Below are 17,438 nucleotides of genomic sequence, written 5' to 3'. Positions count from 1 at the left end.
CGCTCCGCATCCCTCGCCGACTTCGTCGTCGTGATCACCCCTGGCACGCCCCGGTCCGACCACCACCGACCGCTCGACAAGGTGCACCAGGGCGAAGTCACCCGGCAGGAGGTCGGCGACCCTAGCCGCCGGCCGGGAGCACCTTGTCGGGGTTGAGCAGCCCGGTCGGGTCGAGCGCGTCCTTGATCGCCCGGTGCACCCGCAGGCCCACCGGCCCGATCTCCCGGGCCAGCCAGTCCCGCTTGAGCAGGCCGACCCCGTGCTCGCCGGTGCAGGTGCCGCCGAGCGAGAGACCGAGTTGCATGATCGCGTCGAACGCACGCCGGCCCCGCTCCAGGCTCGCCGGGTCGGCCCGGTCCACCACGATGTTCGGGTGCATGTTGCCGTCACCGGCGTGCCCGACCACGCCGATCGGCACGTCGTACTCGGCGGAGATCCGGGTGACGCCGTCGAGCAGCGCCGCCAACGCGTCCCGGGGTACCGCGACGTCGTCGATGACCAGCCCGCCGTTGCCGTCCGGATAGCTGGCGGCGGCGAACCGTTCCATCGCCGGGTGCGCCAGCCGGCGGGCCTGGAGCAGGGCGGCCGCCTCCTCCGCGTCGGTGGCCGCGAAGACCTCGTCGGCGCCGCTCGCGGTGCAGACCTCGGCCAGCACCGCCAGGTCGGCGGCGGCCCGGGTCCCGGTGTCGGCGGCGGCCAGCAGCAGCGCCTCGGCGTCGGTCCGCAACCCCATCGGCCGGTACGCCTCGATCGCGCCGAGATGGGTGCGGTCCAGCAGTTCCAGCAGGCTCGGGCTGAGTCCCCGGGCGGAGATCTCCCCGACCGCCCGGCCGGCGGCGGCGGTGGACGGGAAGACCGCGACCAGGGTCAGCGACTCCTCGGCGGCCGGGCGGAGCGAGACGGTCACCTCGGTGATCACCCCGAGGGTGCCCTCGGAGCCGACGAAGAGCCGGGTCAGGTCGTACCCGGCGACCCCCTTGGCGGTACGCCGTCCGGTGCGCAGTACCTCGCCGTCGGCCAGCACCACCTCCAGGCCGAGGACGTACTCGGTGGTGACGCCGTACTTGACGCAGCACATCCCACCCGCGTTGGTCGCCACGTTGCCGCCGATGGTGGACGACTCCCAGGAGCCGGGGTCGGGCGGATAGCGCAGGCCGTGCTTGGCGACGGCGGCGGCCAGCATCGCGTTGACCACCCCGGGCTGGACCACCGCGATCCGGTTCACCGGGTCGACCTCACGGATCTCGTCCATCAGCGCGGTGGAGAGCAGCACCGCCCCGTCGACCGCGTTGGCGGCCCCGGCCAGCCCGGTCCGGGCCCCCTGCGGCACCACCGGTACGCCGTGCGCGGCGGCGGCCCGGACCACGGCGACCACCTCCCCGGTGGTCCGGGGCCGGACCACCACGGCCGGCGTACCGGCAGCGCAGAGGTCCGCCTCGTCGCGTTGGTGGCCGCGGAGCAGGTCGGGGTCGGTCAGTACGGCGGACTCGCCGAGCGCCGCCCGCAGGTCGTCGAGAAGATCCGGCATGCCTGGGAGGCTAGTCGTCGACACGTACGCCGACCATGGTCGTTTTCGGCCGGCAGGGGAACACCTCGGACAACGGGGTCGAGGTGCACCGCGCGGTCCGGACGGGTTCGGCGGGTACGTCAGCGGGTAGTCCCCGCCATGCGCTCTGTCCGGACCACCGTGGCGAAAACGCCCGTGGAGCTGGATCGGGAGCGGATCGCCAAGCTGGCGAAGGAGCTTCGGAACCGGTCCCGGGCCACCATACGGGACCGCTGGTACGCCGTACGGTTCAACCTGATCCTGGCCCTCCAGGCCGCGGTGGCGGCCGCGCTGGCCTGGATCGGCTCGCACGAGTTCCTGGGCAACCCGTCGCCGGTCTTCGCACCGATCTCCGCGATCGGTACCCTCGCCTCCTCGGTCGGTCAGCGATTCCGCCGGACCGTCGAAATGATCTTTGGTATCGCGATCGGCATCGGCATCGGCGACGCGCTGGTCTACGGCGCCGGCAGCGGGCCGTGGCAGCTCGGTCTGATCGTCTTCCTGTCGATCGTGGTCACCATCTTCCTCGGCGGCGGCCCGGCCGTGATCAGCCAGGCGGCGGCCACCGCCGTGCTGATCGTGACCATCGAGGCGCCGCTGCGGGGCACCATCGAGTCTCCCCGGGTGATCGACGCGCTGATCGGCGGCTTCTCCGGGCTCGTGGTCCTCGCGCTGCTGCTGCCGCTGAACCCGTTGCGGGTGGTGGACCGGGCGGCCCGGCCGGCGCTGGGCCAACTCGCCGACGAACTCTCCGAGACCGCGGAGGCGCTGAAGGCTCGGGACGCGCCCCGGGCACAGGCCGCGCTGGACCGGCTCCGCCAGGTGGAGGCGCACCTTCAGGGCTTCGAGGAGGCGCTCAAGGGCGGCCGGGAGACCGCGCTGCTGGCACCGTTGCGCTGGCACCGCCGGGGCGCGCTGTTCCGGTACGTGGAGAGTTCCGAGTACATCGAACACGCCGTGCACAACAGCGGAACCCTGATCCGGCGGGCGGTCACCGCGCTGGAGGACGACGAGTCGATTCCGGAGGTGATGTCCAACGCGGTGGCGTCGCTTGCCGAGGCGGTACAGCTGCTGCGCAGGGAACTCGGGCAGGGCGTACGCCCGGACGCCGCCCGGGAGCAGGCGCTGCAGGCGATCGGCCAGGCCGGCCGGGCGTACGCCGAGGGGGTCGGGTTCTCCGGCAGCGTGGTGATCGCGCAGCTGCGTACCACCGGCAGTGACCTGCTCCGGGCCACCGGCATCGAGCGGCTGGAGGCGAACCAGCTCGTCCGCCGGGCGGCGGGCGGGCACGCCGACGCCGCCGTCACGGAGGCCGCCCAGCAGCCCGAATTCTCGTCGTCGGACCGGCCCGCCGAGCGCACCTCCTCGGACCCCGGCCGGGCCCGGTAGCCCGGCGATCGGACCCCGGCCCGGCCGGGTAGCCGGGACGGCCGGGTCAGCGGGGGGTCGACAGGGCGGTCAGCAGGCGGTCGACGTGTGCGGCGGTGCTGCCCAACCCGATGCTCGCGCGCAGCGCGGTCGGCGGCAGGTCCCGCCGTCCGCTCCGGGTGGCAGCCTCGGCGAGCAGCCGTCGGGCCAGCGGATGCGCGCAGAACAGCCCGTCTCGCAGCCCGATCTGCCAGTGCTGGGCGAGATCGGCCGCGACCGCCGCCGAGTCCCGGCCGGCGACCACGAACGACACGATGCCGACCCGGGGTGCGCTCGGGTCGAAGGTGCGCAGTTCGACCACGTCCGGCAGGGCGGCGAGCCCGGACCGCAGCCGGCCGAGCAGGGACTGCTCCTGCGCGTACAGCGCCTCGCGGTCCGCCTCGGCCAGGGCGACACAGACCGCGGCCAGCGCCACCGCGCCGAGCAGGTTGGGGGTGCCGGCCTCGTGCCGGGCGGGCCCGTCGACCCAGCGCACGTCGTGGGTGGCCGCCCCGACCCCGAGGGTCGCCCCGCCGCCGGCCAGGTACGGCGGTGCGGCGTCCAGCCAGTCCGCCCGTCCGGCCAGTACGCCGATCCCGAACGGCGCGTACAGCTTGTGTCCGGAAACGGCCACGTAGTCGACCGTCAGGGCGGCGATGTCCAGTTCGGCGTGCGGGGCGAGCTGGGCGGCGTCCAGTGCGATCCGAGCGCCGTACCGGTGGGCGATCCGGGCCAGCTCGGCGACCGGCCAGCACTCGCCGGTGACGTTGCTTGCCCCGGTCACCGCGACCAGGATCGGTGCGCCGCCGCCGCTGCCCCGGCGCAGTTCCCGCAGTGCCGCGTCGACCGCCCGGACGGCCTCCCCGGCCGAGCCGGGCACCGGCAACCGGACCGCACCGGCGGGCCAGGACAGCAGGTTGGCGTGGTGCTCGGCCGCGAAGGTCACCACCCGGGTGCCCGGCGGCAGTGCCCGGGACAGCAGGTTGAGCGCGTCCGTTGTGTTGCGGGTGAAGACGACGTGGTCGTCGGGGCGTACCCGGAGGAAGTCACCGACGTCCTGCCGGGCCCGCTCGTACGCCAGCGTGCTGCGCCGGGAGAGCGCTCCGGCGCCCCGGTGCACGCTGCCGTACCAGGGCAGCAGCTCGGCCACCGCGTCGGCGGCGGCTCGCGCGCAGGGCGCGGTGGCGGCGTAGTCGAGGTTGACCTGGCCCGGCACCCCGAGTACGCCGAGCGGACCGCTGGCGGTGCCCCCGGAGCCGACCACCGGCCCCGGTGCGGTCGGCGTCGCTACGCCGGCAGAGCGGGCGGGTGCGGGGAAGAGACCGGTGCTCATCGCGCATACCTCCGAAGGTCAGGGACCCCGGAGCGGGCGGGAACGGGGTCCGCGCTTGCCCGGTGCGGAACCGCACCAGGCCCGGTCATCACCCGGGGCACCCCACCGCGAACCTCGACGAGGGTTGCCGGCCAGCAAGCCGGGGCTTGGACGCTGGCACTCGTGACCTGCCGGGAAGCATAACCAAGCCGGATGCGGTCCGGCCAGGCTGTCCGGAGGAACTACGCTGATCGCATGGCCGACACCCCGCCCGGTGCGGCGGCACCCCAGCCGCCGTCGCCGACCCCGCCGTGGCCGACCGCCCCGGCGTGGCAACTCTCGCAGCCGGCAGGCAGCGTGCCGGAGGCGATGGGCGGTGCGCCGCACGGCAACGCGCCGCAGTCCGCAGACGGCGGACCGCAGCCGGCAGGCAACGCGCCGCAGCCGGCGGCGCCCGAGCGGCGGAGCCGGGCCCGCCTGCTGATCGCGATCGGGGCGATCACGCTCATCGTCGTCTGCGCGGTGCTGATGGCGTGGGAGCTCGTGTCGCCGGCCGGGGTCACGCCGCCGCTGATCGGGTTGGTCGCGGCGGCGCTGCCGGTGCCGGTGCTGGTCGCCTGCTTCCTCTGGCTCGACCGGTACGACCCGGAGCCGGTCAAGTATCTCGCCTTCTGCCTCGGCTGGGGCGCGGCGGTCTCCACCTACGCGGCGCTGCGCACCAACACGTTCGCGGCAGACACACTGGAGCTGCCCCTCCCGCTGGTCGGGGTGCTGGTCGCGCCCTTCATCGAGGAGCTGACCAAGGCGCTCGGGCCACTGCTGCTCCTGCTCTACCAGCGCCGCAAGTGGTCCGGGATCACCGACGGAATCGTCTACTGTGGCCTGTCGGCGGTCGGGTTCGCGATGGTCGAGAACATCCTCTACTTCGGCCTGCACGGCTATGCCGAGGGCGCCGACCAGTACGGCCCGGCCACGGGTGCGCAGAACGTCTTCGGGATCTTCATCCTGCGGGTCCTGATCAGCGGTTTCGCCCACCCGCTCTTCACCGCGATGACCGGCATCGGGCTGGGCATCGCCGTCCGGTCGGCCAGTCGCCCGATCCGGATCGTCGCCCCGCTCGCCGGCCTGCTGCTGGCGATGATCCTGCACGGCGCCTGGAACCTGGCCGCCACCCTCACCCAGCTCGCCGGAGAGCCGCTGATCCTGCTCTACAGCTACGTCGGGCTGATGGTGCCGATCTTCCTGGGCGTCGTCGGGCTGGCCGTCTGGGTCCGGAGCTGGGAGGGGCGGCTCACCCAGCGCCGGCTTCCCGAGTACGTGTCGACGGGTTGGCTCACCCCGCCCGAGCTGGCCGCGCTCGGCACCCTCGGGCGGCGACACGCGGCCGGCCGCTGGGCCCGGCGGGTCGCCGGTGACGAGGGTGTCAAGGCGATGCGGGCATTCCAGACCTCGGCGACCCGGCTCGCCCTGCTCCGCGACGGACTGGTGCGCGGGCTGGAGCGGCAGCCGGGGCGGCTGGCCCGGCAGGTCGACGAGGAACGCCGGCTGCTCGACGCGATCCAGGCGGCCCGCAGGGTCTTCGTGGGGCGCGATCCGCAGGCGCCGGCCGGAGTCTGGGACGGTTCCCGCTACCACCTGTCGTTCCCGGACGGCTCACGCCGCACCCTGCCGGCGCCGGCCGAGCCGGTGGTGCCGATCCCGGTCGTCCTGGTGGCGCCGCCGCGCCCGATGGTTCCGGTCAGGCCCGGTCATCCACCGCTACCCGGCTACCACGGCCCGTACGTCGGCCAACCGAGTCCGTACGCGGGCCCGCCAGCCCGGCACGCGGGCCCACCGAGTCCGTACGCGTGGCCACCGGCCCCGTACGCCGGGCCACCGAGTCCGTATGCCGGGCCACCGGCCCCGTACGCCGGGTCACGGTCCCCGGATGCCGGCCCGCCGGGTACGTACGACGGGTCGTCCACGCCCGGCTCCGGACCGGCCGGGCCCTGGCCGGGTCCGTACCACCGCTGAACTGCCTTCCGTCGACGGTCGGGAGGCGGAGCGGGGGCGGTTGTCAGTGGTGGCGGGTCACAGGTAGAGGCCGGTGGAGTCGGTCTCCACCCGCCGGGCGGCCACGGCGTGCACGTCGCGCTCGCGGAGCAGGACGTACTCCCGGCCGTGCAGCTCGACCTCGGAGCGGTCGTCCGGGTCGAACAGCACCCGGTCACCGGAGACGATGGAGCGCACGTTCGGACCGACACCCACCGCGGTCGCCCAGGCCAGTCGCCGGCCCATCGAGGCGGTCGCCGGGATGACGATGCCGGCGGTCGAGCGGCGCTCGCCCTCGCCGTTGTCCGCCCGGACCAGCACCCGGTCGTGTAGCAGGCGGATGGGCAGGCCGTTGTCGTTGGTTTCCTCGGCGGTCACGACGGAACGGTACCGTGTGCGGCCACCAGGCAGGTTGGGTGCCCGCCGCCCCGCCGGCCGCTCCGAGCCGGCCAGCGCCGGTGCCGCTACCGTAGGAGGGCCGATTCCGCCGTGGGAGGTGCGCTTGCGCCGTTTCGAGCAGCTACGAGCAAGGATCCGTCGCGCGTACTTGTCCGGGCGGTCGTCGAGTCCGGCCGGCGCGGTCGAGGCGGCGGAGGGCCACCCGGCGGCCGTGCCCGAGCCGGTGCCCGGGACGGCGCCGGTCGGGGGTGAACCGGCCCGGGAGGTGCACCCGTCGACGTCGAGCCGGGACGACGCGGACGTACCGCACGCGCTGCGGATCGCCGCCGCCTGGTCGTGGCGTCTGATCGTCATCGGTATCGTCGCCTGGGCGTTGCTGCGGGTGGTCGGCACCATCCGGATCGTGATCATCCCGCTGGCGATCGCCCTGCTGCTCTCCGCCCTGCTGGCCCCACTGGTCGGACTGCTGCTCCGGGCCCGCTTCCCCCGGTCCCTGGCCACCGCGCTGGTGCTGGTCGCCGGCCTGGCGGCGGTGGTGGGCACGCTCACCCTGGTGGTCAACGAGTTCATCCAGGGCGTACCCGACCTGAGTCGCAACGCCACCAGAGGTATCCGGCAGATACAGGAGTGGCTGAAGACCGGCCCGCTGCACATGTCCGACAACCAGCTCAACTCGTACATCGAGCAGGGCGAGAAGTGGATCAACGAGAACACCCAGTCGCTGACCAGCGGGGCGGTCTCCACGGCCGCGACCGTCGCCGAGTTGCTCACCGGGGCGCTGCTGGTGCTCTTCGCCACCTTCTTCTTCCTCCGCGACGGTGAGAAGATCTGGCGCTTCATGGTGCGGCTGCTTCCGTTGGCCGCCCGGTGGCGGGTCGACGACGCCGGTCGGGCCTCCTGGTCGACGCTGGTCGCGTACGTCCGGGCGACCGTACTCGTCGCGTTCATCGACGCGGTCGGGATCGGCATCTTCCTGGTGATCTTCGACGTCCCCTTCGCGTTCCCGCTGGCCGCGCTGGTCTTCCTCGGCGCGTTCATCCCGATCGTCGGCGCCACCCTCTCCGGCGCGGTGGCGGTGCTGGTCGCGCTGGTCGACAGTGGCTGGCTGCGGGCGCTGGTCATCCTCCTCGTGGTGATCGGGGTGCAGCAGGTGGAGGGGCACATCCTGCAACCGTTGATCATGGGCCGGGCGGTGGCGATCCATCCGCTCGCGGTGATCGTCGGTATCGCCGCCGGTGTGGTGCTGGCCGGCATCGTCGGCGCCCTGGTCTCGGTACCGCTGATCGCGGTCTTCAACACCGCGATCCGTCGACTGGCGCACCGCCGGCCGCCGGAGGTGCCGCCGGACGCCGTGGTGGTCGCCGCGAAGGCCCCGTGACCGCCCGGGCGGCTGGCCGTACCCGTCCGTTACGCCCGGCCGAGCCGCTCCAGCGCGCCCCGGGCGACCTCCGGCCGGGTGGTGTACCAGAACGGCGGCAGCGACTTCCGCAGGAACGCGCCGTACCCCCGGGCGGTCTCCAACCGGGAGTCGAGCACCGCCACCACGCCCTTGTCGCCGGTGGACCGGATCAGCCGGCCGACCCCCTGGGCGAGGCGGACGGCGGCGATCGGCACGCTCACCGAGGCGAAGCCCGAGCCGCCCGAAGCGTCCACGGCGGCGGCCCGGGCGGCCGCCAGCGGCTCGTCCGGGCGGGGGAACGGCAGCCGGTCGATCACCACGAGCTGGCAGGCGTCGCCGGGCACGTCCACGCCCTGCCAGAGCGACATCACCCCGAAGAGGCAGCTCGCCCGCTCCTGCCGGAACCGGCGGACCAGCAGCGGCAGCGCCTCCTCGCCCTGGAGCAGGATCGGCAGGTCGGTACGCGCCCGGAGCAGCTCGGCGGCCTGCAACGCCGCCCGGCGGGACGAGAAGAGCCCCAGGGTACGACCGCCGAGCGCGCCCACCAGCGCGAGCAGTTCCTCGCCGGCCGCCGCCGGCAGGCCCGAGGCGGTGGGCCGGGGCAGGTGCGCGGCGACGTAGAGGATGCCCTGGCGCGGGTAGTCGAACGGGGACCCGACGTCGAGCGAGCGCCAGCCCGGGTCCGCCGCCGGCCCGTCCGCGTTCGCCCGGTCCGTCTTTGACGCGTCCGCTGTCGGGGTGTCCGCCCCGGCACCGGACCGTGCCTCGTCGGGTCCTACGGTGCCCAGCGCCGCCGCCCGGGGATGCGGCCGGGTCGGGTCGACTCCCGCCGGGGCGGCCAGCCCGAGGGCCCGGGCCACGGTGTCGAAGCGGCCGCCGAGGGCGAGCGTGGCCGAGGTCGCGACGACGGTACGGTCCTCGTACAGGTGGGTGGCGAGGGTGCCGGCCACGGAGAGCGGGGCGACGACCAGAGCCCGCCGCCCGGCGCCGCCGCCGTCGGGCTTCTCCACCCAGGCCACGTCGTGGTCGGCCTCCTCCAGCAGTCGCTGGGCGGTCTTCGACAGGTCGTCGAGTACGGCCTTGGCCTGCTGCTTGCGCACCGGGTCCGGGTCGTCGGCCTTGACGTCGCCGATCTTCTCCAACGCGGCCCGGGTGGCGGCGTCGAGCAGCGTGCACGCCGCACGCAGCGGCCCCGGCAGCTCGCCGGTGATCCGGCCGCCGGGCGCCTCGGCGAGCCCGACCGCCAGCGAGTCACCGGCCGCCGTCAGCGATTCGGCCAGCTCCGGGGTGAGCAGCGGCCGACTCCGCCGGGCCGCCCGGTCGATCAGCTCCGGGATCAGTTCCGCCTGGGCCGCCGAGGAGACCCGGTCGGCCAGCTCGTGTGCCTCGTCGATCACCAGCAGCTTGTGCGGCGGCACGATGTGCCGGCCGGCGAGCATGTCGACGGCGAGCAGGCTGTGGTTGGTCACCACCACGTCCGCCTCCCGGGCCCGGGCCCGGGACGCCTCGGCGAAGCACTCGGTCCCGTACGGGCAGCGGGCGGCGCCGACACACTCCCGGGCCGGCATCGAGACCAGCCGCCACGCCTGGTCGTCGACGCCCGGGTCGAGTTCGTCGCGGTCGCCGGTACCGGTCTCCATCGCCCAGTCCCGGAGCCGCTCGATCTGCTTGCCCAGCCGGCCCGCCTCGCCGAGCCACTTCGTCCCGCCAGCGCCCCGGCCGGGTGCGTCGAAGAGAGTGTCCTCCGGCTCGTCCTCTGTGGAGTTCTCCAGGCGGGCCAGGCAGAGGTAGTGGTGCCGGCCTTTGAGCACCGCGAAGGTCGGCGGCTGGCCGAGGAGCGGGGTGACCGCGTCGGCGAGCCGGGGCAGGTCGTGGTCGACGAGCTGGGACTGGAGCGCGAGGGTGGCGGTGGAGACCACCACCGGGCCGTCGACGGTCAGCGCCGGGGCAAGGTACGCCAGTGACTTGCCGGTGCCGGTGCCGGCCTGCACCAGCAGGTGCTCGCCGGAGCGGATGCTCTGCTCGATCGCGGTCGCCATCTGCTGCTGGCCCGGTCGGGCCCTGCCGCCCGGCACCGCGCCGACCGCCGCGGCGAGCAGCTCCGTCCCGCTGGGGCGGTCCCCTCGACGCCGTCTGCCGGAGCGCGGCCCTGCCGGCCGGCCGGAGTCCGCCGCCGCGGAGTCGATCAGGGTGGGGACGCTGGCGTCGGTGGCGGGCACGGTCACCGTGCGACCGTACCCGCCGAGCCCGACACCGCCACGCCGCCGCCCCGGCGGGTCCACCCGGCGGGGCGGATCGGCGCACGGACCCAGGGGCCTCGCGCACCGCGCGTAACGGGTGCCATCCGCTAGGGTGCGGACATGCCGAGCGATGTGGTCCGGGTCGTCTACCGCAAGTACGACGGCGCCGCACACCGGGACTACCCCGCCCGCAGACTGACCGAAGACGACCTGGGCGTGTGGCTCGGCGTCACCGCCGGTACCGAGTCGGTCTACCACGGCCGCCCGTCGGTGGAACAGATCCCGTTCGTGTTGCTGGTGCCGCACGACGCGTGGTGGAGCGCGATGTTCAACCCGCCGCCGCGGACCAGTGAGGTCTACTGCGACATCGCGAGCCCGGCCCGCTGGGAGGGGGAGACCGTCCACCTGATCGACCTCGACCTCGACGTGGTGCGCCGACGCGGCACCGGCCTGGTGGAGCTGCGCGACGAGGACGAGTTCGCCGAGCACCGGGCCCGGTTCGGCTATCCGGAGGAGACGGTGGGGCGGGCCCGGGCGGCGGCGGAGTGGCTCTACGTCGCGCTCGGCGACGGTACCGAGCCGTTCGCGTCGGCGTACCGGAAATGGCTGGCGCTGGTGGTCTGAGCCGGCGCTCCTCCCAGCGGCGGTGAGCCGGCGCGCGCTATTCCCAGCGGAAGAATGCCGCCGAGAGCAGGGTGCCGACCATGACCGTCGCGCCGAGGCCGAGCAACTGTGCCGCTTCGACCGGCGTGCCGGCCCAGGCCGACGAGACGGCTTCGACCGCGGCCCCGAAGGGCAGCCATCCGCCGATCTCGGCGAGCGGCCCGGGCAGCGCCTGTCGGCCGCCGAACATGCCGCCGAGGGCGCCGAGGACGAAGAAGGCGACCAGGCCGATCGCGACGGCGGAGTTCGGGGTGGGTGCGATCGCGGCGACGACCATGCCGGTGCTGTACATCGCCGCCATCGCCAGGACGACCACACCCAACGTGGCGCCGGTGTCGCCGGGCGGGTCGACGCCGAACGCGAGGAACGCGACGACCAGTGCGGCCGCGAGGCCGACGACGGTTTGGAGAACGCTGACGACCACCTGGGCGGCCAGGACCATGACGGGCGACGCGGGGGTGACCGCGAGCCTGCGCAGGATCCCGGATCGCCGGTAGTAGGCCAGGAAGCTCGGCATGTTGATGATGCCGACCATCGCGATGACCATCGTGAGCACCAGCGGCAGGACGAACACGTCCAGCGCCGTGCGCCCGCCGTCGACGACCAGGTCGCTGGCCGAGGAGGCGCTGGTCAGCAGGATCAGCAGGGGCAGGCCCAGCGGCACGATCAGCCCGGAGGTGTCCCGGGCGACCATCTTCGCCTCACAGCCGACGAGCGTGAGCAGGGACCGCATCCCCGGGCGGCGGGCCTCGACGGCGGTACCCCTCATCCGGCCTGCTCCAGTTCCTGTCCGGTCAGCGCGACGAAGGCGTCGTCGAGAGTGTCGGTGCCGGCCCGGGCGACGAGCCCCGCCGGGGTGTCGAGCGCGACGATCCGGCCGGCGTCCAGCACGGCGACCCGGTCGCAGAGTCGCTCGACCTCCGTCATGGCGTGGCTGACGAGCAGCACGCTGACGCCCTCGCCTCGGAGCCGCTCCACCGTGCGCCACATCCGCCGCCGTGCGTGCGGGTCCAGGCCGGTGGTCAGCTCGTCGAGGATCACGACCCGCGGGCGGCCGGCGAGGGCAAGGGCGATCGAGAGCCGCTGTTGCTGGCCACCGGAGAGCTTCTGGAAGGCGGTCCGACGCTCCGCGGTGAGTTCGACCATGTCGAGCAGTTCCTCGCTGGAGCGGGGGGCCGGGTAGAAGCTTCGGTACAGGTCGAGCAGTTCCGTGACCCGCAGCGCGCCGTGCAGGTGGGCGTGCTGCAACTGCACGCCGAGGACCTGGCGGAGCCGGGTACGGTCCCGGCGCGGATCGAGGCCGAGGACGCGCACCCGGCCACGGTCGGGTACCCGCAGCCCGGCGATCATCTCGACCGTCGTCGTCTTGCCCGCCCCGTTGGCACCGACCATGCCGACCGCCTCACCGACGTCGACCCGGAGGCTCACGTCGACGACCGCCCGGGTCCGGCGGTAGCTCTTGGCAAGGTTCTCGGCGAGGATCGCCGGTTCGGCGCTGGGCATGTGTCGACGCTACGAGCAGGTCGGGCGCGATGTCCTGTCCCAGAAGTCACCACTCGTGGCCGTTACTTTCGGCACGGGTACCCGGCCGATCCCGTCACCTAGAGTAGGAGCCGTGCGCCGGGGCATCGGGACGGAGGAGTGGAGCGGGATCGCCATGCTGGTGGTCGCGGTCGTCATCGCGGCGCCGGGCCTCCTCGGCGCCTTCGACACCGCGATCCCGCACGGCTGGTGGATCGCTCTGTTCGTGCTGTTCATGGCGGCTTTCCTGGTTGCGGCCTACACCCCCGTGCCGCGTCCACGCCGGTATGCGGCCTACGCCGCCGCCGTCGTCGCGGCCTGGACGGTCGTACTCACGACGCCGGGCCAGGGACTGCTGCCGGTCCTGCTGGTCCTGACCGTGGCCGCGAGTGCGTACGTGGTCCCGCCGTGGGTGGGCCTGATCGTCGTCGGCCTCAACACCCTGGTGATCTCCTTCGGCATCGGGGCGCCCCGACGCAGTCCGGCGGACGTCGTCGGTCTCGTGGTCTTCTACCTGCTGATCCAGGCGGCGGCGCTGCTCAGCACGGTCACCCTGCTGCGGGAACAACGGATGCGCCGCGAACTCACCGAGGCGCACGTCGAGTTGCAGGCGGCCAGCGTGCTGCTGTCGGAGTCGGCCCGGACGGCGGAACGGCTGCGGATCTCCCGGGAGCTGCACGACCTGATCGGCCACCAGCTGACCGTGCTGACCCTGGAGCTGGAGACCGCCCGGCACCTCGACGGAGCGGCTGCCCGGATGCACGTGGAGCGTGCCGACCGGGTCGCCCGGGACCTTCTCGGTGACGTCCGGAGCACTGTCGGCCAGTTGCGGACCGAGACCCCCGACCTTGAGCAGACGCTGCGACGCATGGCGGGCGACCTGCCGGGGCTCGACGTGACGATCGACGTCTCGCCCGACGTGCGGGTCAGCGAGGAGGCCGGTGCGGCGTTCGTCCGGGCGACCCAGGAGATCGTCACGAACACGATCCGGCACGCCGACGCGTCCACGCTGCGGATCTCGGTGACCGCCGACGACCGCGATGCCGTCCTCGACGCCCGGGACGACGGCTGCGGCGCCCGCGACCCGGTGCCCGGCAACGGGCTGCGCGGACTCGGCGAGCGGCTACGGGCCCTCGGTGGTGACCTGTCCTTCGATGGCGGCGACGGGTTCCGGGTGACGGCGCGGGTGCCGGCGTCGTGACCCGCGTCGTGGTCGTCGACGACCAGACCCTGGTTCGGCAGGGAATCCGTGGGCTGCTCGAGGTCGCCGACATCGAGGTGGTGGGCGAGGCCGGGGACGGACAGGCGGCGCTCGCGGTGATCGCGGAGACCTCGCCGGACGTGATCCTGCTCGACCTGCGGATGCCCCGGTACGACGGCATCTGGACGCTCGATCGGCTGCACGCCGAGCAGATCGACATTCCGGTGCTGGTGCTGACCACCTTCGACGACGACGAACTCGTGATCGGGGCGCTCCGGGCCGGCGCCCGGGGCTATCTCCTCAAGGACGTGACGCTGGAACGGCTCACCCGGGCGATCCGGACGCTGGCCGACGGCGGGACGCTCATCGCGCCGTCGATCACCGACCGGATGCTCCGGGCCATCCGTTCCGGTCCCTCCCCGGCCGGCCCGGATCCCTCCGCGGCCTCCGCGGCGGGGCCGGGGGCGACGACGATCGTGCAGAGCCTCACCGAACGCGAACAGGACGTGCTGGGGCTCGTCGCGCGGGGGTACAGCAACCGTGAGATCGCGGAGATCCTTTTCCTCGCGGAGGGAACCGTCAAGAACCACGTCTCCGCGATCCTCACCAAGCTCGGCGCCAGGGACCGGACGAACGCGGTGCTACGGGCACTGCACGAGGGGATCCTCGAATAGCCGGCTCTCCGGCCGGGGAGTCAGGGTGCGGACGGCCGGGCCCGCTCGTCCTCGCTGATCCTCGGTACCCGGGCCAGCTTCTCCGGGTTGAGCTGGTGGTAGGCGGCGGTGATCCGGCCGTCGGCGACGGCGAACCACATGACGCCGTGCAGCGGCAGCCCGGGCCGGTAGTCCGCCTCGATCTGGAGGCCGAGCGCGCCGTTGACGAGTACCGGCCGCATCCGCAGGTGGTGCGTGTCCGAGCCCACCCGGCGCTTCAGTCCGAGCGCGAACCGGGTGACCTTGGCCGCGCCGACCACCGGCTGTCGCGCGGTCGGGAAGAGGCCGCCGCCGTCTCCGACGACGACCACGTCCGGGGCGAGCACCTCGAGCAGCCGTTCGGGTTCGCCGGACTCGACGGCGTGCAGGAACGCGCGGACCAGGCGCTGGTGTTCGGCCGGGTCGGCGGAGTGCCGGGGGCCGTCCTCGGCGACCGCGCGCCGGGCCCGGGAGGCGAGCTGCCGGGCGGCGGCCGGGCTGGTCCCCAGCACCGTGGCGATCTCCGCGAAGGGTACGGCGAAGACGTCGTGCAGCACGAACGCGACCCGCTGCTCCGGGGTGAGTCGTTCCAGCACGGTCAGCAGGGCGATCCCGACCTGCTCGGTCTGCGCGGCCCGCTCGGCCGGGTCGGGGGCGAACCCCTCCGTCCCGTCGGCGGGGCCGGGAAGCCGGCTGACGATCGGCTCCGGCAGCCACTCGCCCGGGTACGCCTCCCGGCGTACCCGGGCCGAGCGGAGCACGTCGAGGCAGATCCGGGCGGTGGCGGTGGTGAGCCAGCCGCGCAGGTCGCGGATCTCGGCGCGGGCCCGCGGGGTCTCCAGGGCGGCGGCGTACCGCAGCCAGGTCTCCTGTACGGCGTCCTCCGCCTCGGCCCGGCTGCCGAGCATCCGGTAGGCGACCGAGGTGAGGTGGTCCCGTTCGGCCTCGAACTCGCTGGCCAGATCCCGCACCGCCGCCTCCCCCGCCGCCGTACGTCCCTTCCGCGAAGGGTAGCCCCCGACGGTGCCGGGAGCCGAAGATGATCCTCGGCCGTGCCGGGAGCGCAAGGGTGGTCCTCGGCCGTGCCGGGACTCGTGGTCGGCGCGGGGACTCGTGGTCGGCGCGGGCGGCGGCGTGCCGGACGCCGCCTCTCGGCCTGTTCGGTCGGATTCGTGCCGGCCTGTCGCCGGACGAAGGTGAACATCAGATGAATGGCAGGTGAATCGCCCCTGACCAGGGGTGGGCGGGCGAATATTCCGATCCGAGGTTTCCTAGCATTCCCCAGGGGCAGCCTCCTGCGGCCCGCCACCCGTCCGCCGACGCAACGAGGTTCTGTGCCGTGAAGTTTTCCCTCCGCCCCTCCGAGGGCGCGTTCTACGAGTTGTTCACCAGAGCCGCTCAGAACCTCGTGCGGGGTACCGAGCTGCTGAACGAGCTGGCGCTGCCCGGGGTCGACGTGCAGTCGGTCAGCGAGCGGCTCACCGAGGTCGAGCACGACAGCGACCAGATCACCCACGACCTGTACAAGAAGATCAACTCGACCTTCGTCACCCCGTTCGACCGGGAGGACATCTACCGGCTCGGCTCGCTGCTCGACGACGTGATGGATCACCTGGAGGCGGTCGGCAACCTGCTCTACCTCTACGGGCTGACCAAGCTGCCGTCGCTGCCCCGGGAGATGCACGAGCTGGTGAACGTCCTCGACCAGCAGGCCAAGCTCACCGCCGAGGCGATGCCCCGGCTGCGGGCGATGAAGGACCTCGAGGACTACTGGATCGAGTGCAACCGGCTGGAGAACGACGGCGACCAGGCGTACCGGATGCTGCTGGTCCGGCTCTTCTCCGGCGAGTACGACGCGCTGACCGTGCTCAAGATGAAGGAGGTCGCCGACGAGCTGGAGGCGGCCTGCGACGCGTTCGAGCACGTCGCCAACACGGTCGAGACCATCGCGGTCAAGGAAAGCTGACCCCGTGAGCCCTGAACTCATCGCCGTACTGGCGGTGATCGCCGTCGCGCTGCTCTTCGACTACACCAACGGGTTCCACGACGCCGCGAACGCGATCGCCACCAGCATCTCCACCCGGGCCCTGACGCCCAGGGTCGCGCTCGGCATGGCGGCGATCGGCAACTTCATCGGCGCGCACTTCGGTGCGGACGTGGCCAAGACGGTCGGCTCCGGCCTGGTCGCCCTGCCGACCGGCGTCTCCAGCCTGGGCATCGTCTTCGCCGGGGTGATCGGAGCGATCACCTGGAACCTGATCACCTGGTACTTCGGGTTGCCCTCGTCGTCCTCGCACGCCCTGATCGGCGGGCTGGTCGGGTCGACGCTCGCCGCCTCCGGCACGGTGCTCTGGAAGGGCATCGGGGAGAGCGTCGTACTCCCGATGATCCTCTCCCCGCTGGTCGGTTTCCTGCTCGGCTACCTCGTCATGATCGCCGTGCAGTGGATCTTCCGGAACGGGCAGCCGGGCAAGCTGAACCGGGGCTTCCGGTGGGCCCAGACCGCCTCGGCGGCGGCGATGTCGATCGGGCACGGCATGCAGGACGCCGCCAAGACGATCGGCATCGTGGTGCTCGCCCTCTTCGTCGGCGGCTACCAGAACAGTCCCGAGCACATCCCGGAGTGGGCGTTCTGGACCTCGGCGACGGTGCTGGCGCTGGGCACGTACGCGGGCGGCTGGCGGATCATCCGTACCCTCGGACGGAAGATCATCGATCTCCGGCCGCCGGAGGGCTTCGCCGCCGAGACCGTGGCCAGTGGCGTGCTCTACTTCAACGCGCTGGTGCTCGGCGCCCCGATCTCCACCACCCACACCATCACCTCGGCGATCATGGGTGTCGGGGCGACCAAGCGGCTCTCCGCCGTCCGCTGGGGCGTTGCCGGCAACATCGTCGGCGCCTGGATCCTCACCTTCCCTGCGGCCGGCTCGATCGGCGCCCTGATGTACCTCCTGGTCAACCCGCTCTTCTGAGCCCGGGGTGGTAGGAAGGGCCCCCGCTACGACAGAGAACGACAAGCGGGGCCCT

15 protein-coding genes and 1 riboswitch are annotated in these 17,438 nt (G+C 73.2%); of the genes, 8 read left to right on the top strand and 7 right to left on the bottom strand.

Annotation, left to right across the window (positions count from 1 at the left end; translation table 11 throughout):
* Window positions 1-121: 121 nt before the first annotated feature.
* A complete protein-coding gene (locus tag ABNF97_RS14475) occupies window positions 122-1,528 on the bottom strand; it encodes an FAD-binding oxidoreductase (RefSeq protein ID WP_349338839.1) in 1,407 nt (468 codons plus the stop codon).
* Between the two features lie 159 nt (window positions 1,529-1,687).
* Here ABNF97_RS14475 and ABNF97_RS14470 point away from each other — a divergent pair, with 159 nt between their 5' ends.
* Window positions 1,688-2,935: an FUSC family protein gene (locus ABNF97_RS14470; protein WP_349338838.1), complete on the top strand. Its 1,248-nt coding sequence runs from the start codon at window positions 1,688-1,690 to the stop codon at window positions 2,933-2,935.
* 46 nt (window positions 2,936-2,981) lie between these two features.
* Here the strand turns inward: ABNF97_RS14470 and ABNF97_RS14465 are convergent, their stop codons facing one another.
* Entirely contained in the window at window positions 2,982-4,286 is a 1,305-nt protein-coding gene (locus ABNF97_RS14465; RefSeq protein ID WP_349338837.1) for an aminotransferase class V-fold PLP-dependent enzyme, read from the bottom strand.
* Window positions 4,287-4,332: 46 nt separating this feature from the next.
* Window positions 4,333-4,454, bottom strand: a riboswitch (SAM riboswitch).
* Between the two features lie 180 nt (window positions 4,455-4,634).
* Here ABNF97_RS14465 and ABNF97_RS14460 point away from each other — a divergent pair.
* On the top strand, window positions 4,635-6,278 hold the full coding sequence (locus tag ABNF97_RS14460) for a PrsW family intramembrane metalloprotease (protein WP_502930488.1): 1,644 nt from the start codon (window positions 4,635-4,637) through the stop codon (window positions 6,276-6,278).
* A gap of 57 nt (window positions 6,279-6,335) precedes the next feature.
* Here ABNF97_RS14460 and ABNF97_RS14455 read toward each other — a convergent pair whose 3' ends face one another.
* On the bottom strand, window positions 6,336-6,674 hold the full coding sequence (locus tag ABNF97_RS14455) for a co-chaperone GroES (protein ID WP_130465260.1): 339 nt from the start codon (window positions 6,672-6,674) through the stop codon (window positions 6,336-6,338).
* 169 nt (window positions 6,675-6,843) lie between these two features.
* Here ABNF97_RS14455 and ABNF97_RS14450 point away from each other — a divergent pair, with 169 nt between their 5' ends.
* The gene (locus ABNF97_RS14450; protein WP_502930484.1) at window positions 6,844-8,073 is read left to right on the top strand and encodes an AI-2E family transporter; all 1,230 of its coding nucleotides are present in this window, start codon (window positions 6,844-6,846) and stop codon (window positions 8,071-8,073) included.
* A 29-nt stretch (window positions 8,074-8,102) separates the two neighbouring features.
* On the opposite strand, the gene ABNF97_RS14445 is transcribed toward ABNF97_RS14450, so the two are convergent.
* Entirely contained in the window at window positions 8,103-10,193 is a 2,091-nt protein-coding gene (locus tag ABNF97_RS14445; protein WP_502930487.1) for an ATP-dependent DNA helicase, read from the bottom strand.
* A gap of 261 nt (window positions 10,194-10,454) precedes the next feature.
* Here ABNF97_RS14445 and ABNF97_RS14440 point away from each other — a divergent pair, with 261 nt between their 5' ends.
* On the top strand, window positions 10,455-10,958 hold the full coding sequence (locus tag ABNF97_RS14440) for a DUF402 domain-containing protein (RefSeq protein WP_130465258.1): 504 nt from the start codon (window positions 10,455-10,457) through the stop codon (window positions 10,956-10,958).
* 37 nt (window positions 10,959-10,995) lie between these two features.
* Here the strand turns inward: ABNF97_RS14440 and ABNF97_RS14435 are convergent, their stop codons facing one another.
* Together ABNF97_RS14435 and ABNF97_RS14430 are read right to left on the bottom strand one after the other, a co-directional pair.
* Entirely contained in the window at window positions 10,996-11,766 is a 771-nt protein-coding gene (locus ABNF97_RS14435) for an ABC transporter permease (RefSeq protein ID WP_349338835.1), read from the bottom strand.
* On the bottom strand, window positions 11,763-12,500 hold the full coding sequence (locus ABNF97_RS14430; protein ID WP_130465256.1) for an ATP-binding cassette domain-containing protein: 738 nt from the start codon (window positions 12,498-12,500) through the stop codon (window positions 11,763-11,765). Before ABNF97_RS14430 ends, ABNF97_RS14435 begins: the two co-directional genes overlap by 4 nt.
* A gap of 112 nt (window positions 12,501-12,612) precedes the next feature.
* Here ABNF97_RS14430 and ABNF97_RS14425 point away from each other — a divergent pair, with 112 nt between their 5' ends.
* Together ABNF97_RS14425 and ABNF97_RS14420 are read left to right on the top strand one after the other, a co-directional pair.
* Window positions 12,613-13,719, top strand: coding sequence for a sensor histidine kinase (locus ABNF97_RS14425; RefSeq protein WP_349338834.1), 1,107 nt, complete (start codon window positions 12,613-12,615; stop codon window positions 13,717-13,719).
* Window positions 13,716-14,393, top strand: coding sequence for a response regulator (locus ABNF97_RS14420; protein ID WP_130465255.1), 678 nt, complete (start codon window positions 13,716-13,718; stop codon window positions 14,391-14,393). Before ABNF97_RS14425 ends, ABNF97_RS14420 begins: the two co-directional genes overlap by 4 nt.
* Before the next feature lie 20 nt (window positions 14,394-14,413).
* On the opposite strand, the gene sigJ is transcribed toward ABNF97_RS14420, so the two are convergent.
* The gene (gene sigJ, locus ABNF97_RS14415; RefSeq protein ID WP_349338833.1) at window positions 14,414-15,382 is read right to left on the bottom strand and encodes an RNA polymerase sigma factor SigJ; all 969 of its coding nucleotides are present in this window, start codon (window positions 15,380-15,382) and stop codon (window positions 14,414-14,416) included.
* Window positions 15,383-15,750: 368 nt separating this feature from the next.
* On the opposite strand from sigJ, the gene ABNF97_RS14410 reads away from it, so the two are divergent.
* Entirely contained in the window at window positions 15,751-16,377 is a 627-nt protein-coding gene (locus tag ABNF97_RS14410) for a DUF47 domain-containing protein (protein WP_101369324.1), read from the top strand.
* 4 nt (window positions 16,378-16,381) lie between these two features.
* Window positions 16,382-17,383 (top strand): inorganic phosphate transporter, encoded by a 1,002-nt coding sequence (locus ABNF97_RS14405; RefSeq protein WP_130465253.1) that lies wholly within the window; start codon window positions 16,382-16,384, stop codon window positions 17,381-17,383.
* Window positions 17,384-17,438: the final 55 nt, after the last annotated feature.

It is taken from the genome of Plantactinospora sp. B6F1 (genome assembly GCF_040120695.1).
GTDB lineage: Bacteria > Actinomycetota > Actinomycetes > Mycobacteriales > Micromonosporaceae > Plantactinospora.
Note: the sequence above shows the minus strand (reverse complement) of the source record. Positions and strands in the feature narration are given on the sequence as shown.

What these genes read in the sequence shown, in the direction of transcription:
- ABNF97_RS14430 (WP_130465256.1), bottom strand. Translation starts at nt 12,500, where the DNA reads ATGCCCAGCGCCGAACCGGCGATCCTCGCCGAGAACCTTGCCAAGAGC.
- ABNF97_RS14460 (WP_502930488.1), top strand. Translation starts at nt 4,635, where the DNA reads ATGGGCGGTGCGCCGCACGGCAACGCGCCGCAGTCCGCAGACGGCGGA.
- ABNF97_RS14465 (WP_349338837.1), bottom strand. Translation starts at nt 4,286, where the DNA reads ATGAGCACCGGTCTCTTCCCCGCACCCGCCCGCTCTGCCGGCGTAGCG.
- ABNF97_RS14475 (WP_349338839.1), bottom strand. Translation starts at nt 1,528, where the DNA reads ATGCCGGATCTTCTCGACGACCTGCGGGCGGCGCTCGGCGAGTCCGCC.
- ABNF97_RS14440 (WP_130465258.1), top strand. Translation starts at nt 10,455, where the DNA reads ATGCCGAGCGATGTGGTCCGGGTCGTCTACCGCAAGTACGACGGCGCC.
- ABNF97_RS14435 (WP_349338835.1), bottom strand. Translation starts at nt 11,766, where the DNA reads ATGAGGGGTACCGCCGTCGAGGCCCGCCGCCCGGGGATGCGGTCCCTG.